Origin of the sequence: Accumulibacter sp. (genome assembly GCF_023806635.1) — a bacterium.
Taxonomy (GTDB): domain Bacteria; phylum Pseudomonadota; class Gammaproteobacteria; order Burkholderiales; family Rhodocyclaceae; genus Accumulibacter.
This window is the reverse complement of the sequence record NZ_JAMTDQ010000044.1, coordinates 120260-125396: the sequence shown is the minus strand read 5'-3', so window position 1 is coordinate 125396 and position 5137 is coordinate 120260. Positions and strand designations below refer to the sequence as shown.

Annotated in this window: 2 protein-coding genes and 1 CRISPR repeat array; both genes read right to left on the bottom strand. The window is 58.0% G+C overall.

Going from position 1 to position 5137, the window contains the following annotated elements; all coding sequences use genetic code 11:
* Nucleotides 1-1020 (bottom strand): reverse transcriptase domain-containing protein (locus NFW30_RS09015; RefSeq protein WP_295372013.1); only part of this gene is annotated, 1020 nt, incomplete at its 3' end.
* A 258-nt stretch (nucleotides 1021-1278) separates the two neighbouring features.
* The gene (locus NFW30_RS09010) at nucleotides 1279-1470 is read right to left on the bottom strand and encodes a hypothetical protein (protein WP_295351033.1); all 192 of its coding nucleotides are present in this window, start codon (nucleotides 1468-1470) and stop codon (nucleotides 1279-1281) included.
* 62 nt (nucleotides 1471-1532) lie between these two features.
* A CRISPR array of direct repeats spans nucleotides 1533-5137; the repeat unit is 36 nt; unit sequence GTCTTAATCCCCTTCAGGAATTCGGGGAGAGAGAAC.

The window sequence follows — 5137 nt, the reverse complement described above, 5'->3', positions numbered from 1 at the left end:
GCGCGCGCCGTGCCCGGCGTGCCTCGCCGGTGCCGGCGCCGGCACCGGTTCCGGCAGCGACGCCGGCACTGCTTCCGCTGCCGCGCGCGGCAGCCCGGTCGCGGGCGGCCCGTCTGCAGCGCCGGCCGGTCGCAGGTGCGGCGGCAACAGCCAGGGCGTCGCCGCCGGATCCTCGGCACGCTGGCCTTGCGCATCGAAATGCACGCCGAGAAAACTCAGGCCATCGCGGAAAAGGACGATGCGCGTCTTCTCGAAATTGATCTCGAGGCCGGCGTCCGCCAGCCACTGCGCTGCCGCCTCGAGTGCCCGTTCGGCGGTGGCGACGTCGCGGCAGGCGATGACGAAATCGTCGGCGTAGCGCACCAGGTGCCAGTCGGCCTCGGCGGCGATCGCCTCGTCGAAGCCGTCGAGATAGAGGTTCGCCAGCAGCGGTGACAGCGGCGAACCCTGCGCCACGCCCTGGCGGCAGCGCCGGTCGCCGTCTGCCGTGCGGATCGGCGCCGCCAGCCACTGCCGGACGAGCGGCAGGACGCTGCCGTCGGGCAGCAGCGCCGCCAGCCGCGAGACGAGCTGGCGATGCGGGATGCGGTCGAAGAAGGTGCCAATGTCGGCGTCGACGACGCAGGGCAGGCCGAGGTCGCGCAGCTCGGCGACGCGGGCGACGGCATCGCGGACCGAGCGACGCGGGCGATAGGCGAAGCTCTCGTCCTCGAAATGGCGGTCGAGGATCGGCCCGAGCACCAGCGTCGCCGCGGTCTGCAGCACGCGATCGCCGACGGCCGGGACGGCAAGCTGCCGCGGCTCGCGTCCCGCCCGCGGCAGCTCGACGCGCAGCAGCGGCGCCGGCTGGTAGCGGCCATCGCGCACCTGGTCGCGCAGCCGGCCCAGTCGCAGCAGCGCATTGCGCCCAAACTCGTCGAGGCCGATGCCATCGACGCCGGCGCCACCGCCGTTGCGACGCACCCGCGCCCAGGCCAGGGCCAGCGTGTCTTCGGCGACGAGTTGGTCGAGGAGTGCCATGGCTCGAGAGTCTGCCAGAGGCAGCGGCGGCACGCACGAATGGCAAGCTTGCCAAGCTGCCGGGCCGGCCGGGAGCGCGCGCGAAACGGCTGTGGAAGCTGCCGACGGAGCCGGGCGCTGCTGCCCCATCCTGGGCGCGGATAGCGGGAAGGCCTCTGGCGGCTCGTGAAGCCCGCGGCGACGGCCTGGAGTCTTCAGATCGTCGAGGAGAGAAGAGATCGGCGCTCGGCCCCGCACAACGCCGAATCGCTCTGGAGCCTAAAGAGCGAGGTCACCCGCCCGGGCGGCAGCGAGGGGCGGCTGGAAGGCCTCGTTGGGCTGCGGACCTTCACCAAGACGCGAAAAGAACAACATGATTTCTTCATGGCTCTTGCCAGCCAGCATTGCAGTTTGCTCGTCACGTACCTTGCGGAAAAACCCAACCGTCCGAAAGTCACTCTTCTGAACCATGGCTCACAACCCCCGCACGCAACGACACCAATTCGAGATGTAATGCCCGGACAAATTCATCGGTCTTAATCCCCTTCAGGAATTCGGGGAGAGAGAACAAAAGCCTGCGGGCGCACGAGCTGGCGCGGGGGTCTTAATCCCCTTCAGGAATTCGGGGAGAGAGAACGCAATGGGATGCGGTTATCGGCTCTGGCACAAAGTCTTAATCCCCTTCAGGAATTCGGGGAGAGAGAACTAAATAAAGGACAAGAAGAGTGGGTCTGCGTAGTCTTAATCCCCTTCAGGAATTCGGGGAGAGAGAACCAAGCCCAAGCGTAATCGGGTACCCAAGGCAGTGTCTTAATCCCCTTCAGGAATTCGGGGAGAGAGAACCAAAACCAGTCAATGGCTCTGGGAAGCGGTCCAGTCTTAATCCCCTTCAGGAATTCGGGGAGAGAGAACGCGGAAGCAGAATACCAAGGTTTGGGGGGAAGGTCTTAATCCCCTTCAGGAATTCGGGGAGAGAGAACAACAAACCCTTTGCTTTCACAACGAGTCAGAAGTCTTAATCCCCTTCAGGAATTCGGGGAGAGAGAACAAATCCCATATGAGGAAGTAACGACGGAATTGGTCTTAATCCCCTTCAGGAATTCGGGGAGAGAGAACTTGATGATGCGCAGACAAAAGCAAACGCGGAGAGGTCTTAATCCCCTTCAGGAATTCGGGGAGAGAGAACATGATCGGCGGTGCTCCATGGCTCATGGGTCCGGTCTTAATCCCCTTCAGGAATTCGGGGAGAGAGAACCCACGACCGATCCGTCCGAAACCTGCCACTTCGTCTTAATCCCCTTCAGGAATTCGGGGAGAGAGAACCGAGAGAAGGGCTGAGCGGGTTTCGTGTTCATGTCTTAATCCCCTTCAGGAATTCGGGGAGAGAGAACCCAGCTCAAAAGATGGGCTGGGCAGGTGTTCGTGTCTTAATCCCCTTCAGGAATTCGGGGAGAGAGAACTGTAGCAACCGAGTCTGCCGACCGGGCAAACACGTCTTAATCCCCTTCAGGAATTCGGGGAGAGAGAACGGGAATCTTCCCTCAACGTTTGGCCGGATGCTTGTCTTAATCCCCTTCAGGAATTCGGGGAGAGAGAACGACGGAAAACGGATCAGGGACAAGGCGCTTCACAGTCTTAATCCCCTTCAGGAATTCGGGGAGAGAGAACTAGATGTCGACCTCGAAGCAATGGCACAAGAGGTCTTAATCCCCTTCAGGAATTCGGGGAGAGAGAACCGAAGTATCTTCCTACGAGCAGCATGTAGTTGGTCTTAATCCCCTTCAGGAATTCGGGGAGAGAGAACAAAGAGCACACAGCAAAGGAATTCCGTGGGAAGTCTTAATCCCCTTCAGGAATTCGGGGAGAGAGAACCAAAGGCGACGCTCTCCCACGTGCCGACCTGGGTCTTAATCCCCTTCAGGAATTCGGGGAGAGAGAACGTATGCTACGGGTTCGGGTAGGGCAGACAAGTCTTAATCCCCTTCAGGAATTCGGGGAGAGAGAACCCCGTCCATCCGTGTGCGCGTCAGCCCGCGCAGTCTTAATCCCCTTCAGGAATTCGGGGAGAGAGAACAAGGGTCGGGGCAATTTAGGTGGGATGCTACGTTAGTCTTAATCCCCTTCAGGAATTCGGGGAGAGAGAACCTATGGCGACCTGCTGCCCGAGTATGAGATCGGTCTTAATCCCCTTCAGGAATTCGGGGAGAGAGAACCCCTCGGCGCGGTCTTCCCAGCGGCGACGTATGGTCTTAATCCCCTTCAGGAATTCGGGGAGAGAGAACTTCTCGCGCGGCGGATTCGAACTGGCGCGCAAGGTCTTAATCCCCTTCAGGAATTCGGGGAGAGAGAACGAGCGCGCGACGCCAAGGCGTCATGGCGCGCAAGTCTTAATCCCCTTCAGGAATTCGGGGAGAGAGAACACAACCTGATGGCCCTTCCTGTCGAGTTGGCAGTCTTAATCCCCTTCAGGAATTCGGGGAGAGAGAACATTCACGTTCAAGCTGGAAGATTTGATTCAAGACGTCTTAATCCCCTTCAGGAATTCGGGGAGAGAGAACTCCGAACTGCGGCACATGCTCGACGCGCCGATGTCTTAATCCCCTTCAGGAATTCGGGGAGAGAGAACCCAATACAGAGTTTTCGGCAGAGCCGTACGTTGTCTTAATCCCCTTCAGGAATTCGGGGAGAGAGAACGTAGTCACGCAATCCTAATCTACGGCGATAGCGGTCTTAATCCCCTTCAGGAATTCGGGGAGAGAGAACCAGACGCAACGCTCACTGTGTCCTTGGTGATCGGTCTTAATCCCCTTCAGGAATTCGGGGAGAGAGAACGAACTGCGGAAAAAAGATGAACAGGAAGACATGTCTTAATCCCCTTCAGGAATTCGGGGAGAGAGAACGAGAAATTTTCATCAACGGGAAGAAAGCGTCCAGTCTTAATCCCCTTCAGGAATTCGGGGAGAGAGAACAGTTGACGGCTGTCCGTCAGACTTGGCAAGGAAGTCTTAATCCCCTTCAGGAATTCGGGGAGAGAGAACAAGAATGTCTTCAGTAAGCCCCACCGTGTACAGTCTTAATCCCCTTCAGGAATTCGGGGAGAGAGAACCTCCACGCCTTTCCGCTGGAGGCCGACTACGCGTCTTAATCCCCTTCAGGAATTCGGGGAGAGAGAACAAGGTTGCTGTTCGCTGGCAGAATGGTCTGTACGGTCTTAATCCCCTTCAGGAATTCGGGGAGAGAGAACTTCATGGAATAGAAAAGGGGCCGAAAAATGGAGTCTTAATCCCCTTCAGGAATTCGGGGAGAGAGAACTTCCACCGACGTTACTAGCGGCAGTAGCAAAACGTCTTAATCCCCTTCAGGAATTCGGGGAGAGAGAACTCGCATCGAGGCTCTCAGCGTCGAACGGCTCTGGTCTTAATCCCCTTCAGGAATTCGGGGAGAGAGAACCCCATGGTCACGCTGCTGGTGAAATTGGCGCTGGCGTCTTAATCCCCTTCAGGAATTCGGGGAGAGAGAACAGATTCAGCACATCCGAAGCCGCTAACGCATACGTCTTAATCCCCTTCAGGAATTCGGGGAGAGAGAACTTGGTTCCGCATCGCAACAGAAGCTAAGACAGGTCTTAATCCCCTTCAGGAATTCGGGGAGAGAGAACTGAATCACCTAGCTTTCCCCGACCACTATCCCGTCTTAATCCCCTTCAGGAATTCGGGGAGAGAGAACAACGACTTCCCGCAAGTACGGAACCCCTCAGGGGTCTTAATCCCCTTCAGGAATTCGGGGAGAGAGAACGCTGATCGCTACGGTAATGGACGACGACAACGCGTCTTAATCCCCTTCAGGAATTCGGGGAGAGAGAACTCTTCATCATGGGACCGGACGAAGGAAGGCAAGGTCTTAATCCCCTTCAGGAATTCGGGGAGAGAGAACTAGGCACTGTAATATGCTCAAAGTCCCGCGCAGGTCTTAATCCCCTTCAGGAATTCGGGGAGAGAGAACCCCCGACGTCAAGAGGAGGGCACGCTGATGGCGTCTTAATCCCCTTCAGGAATTCGGGGAGAGAGAACGGAACGACGGCGACGAACGAAAATCCATCTTCGTCTTAATCCCCTTCAGGAATTCGGGGAGAGAGAAC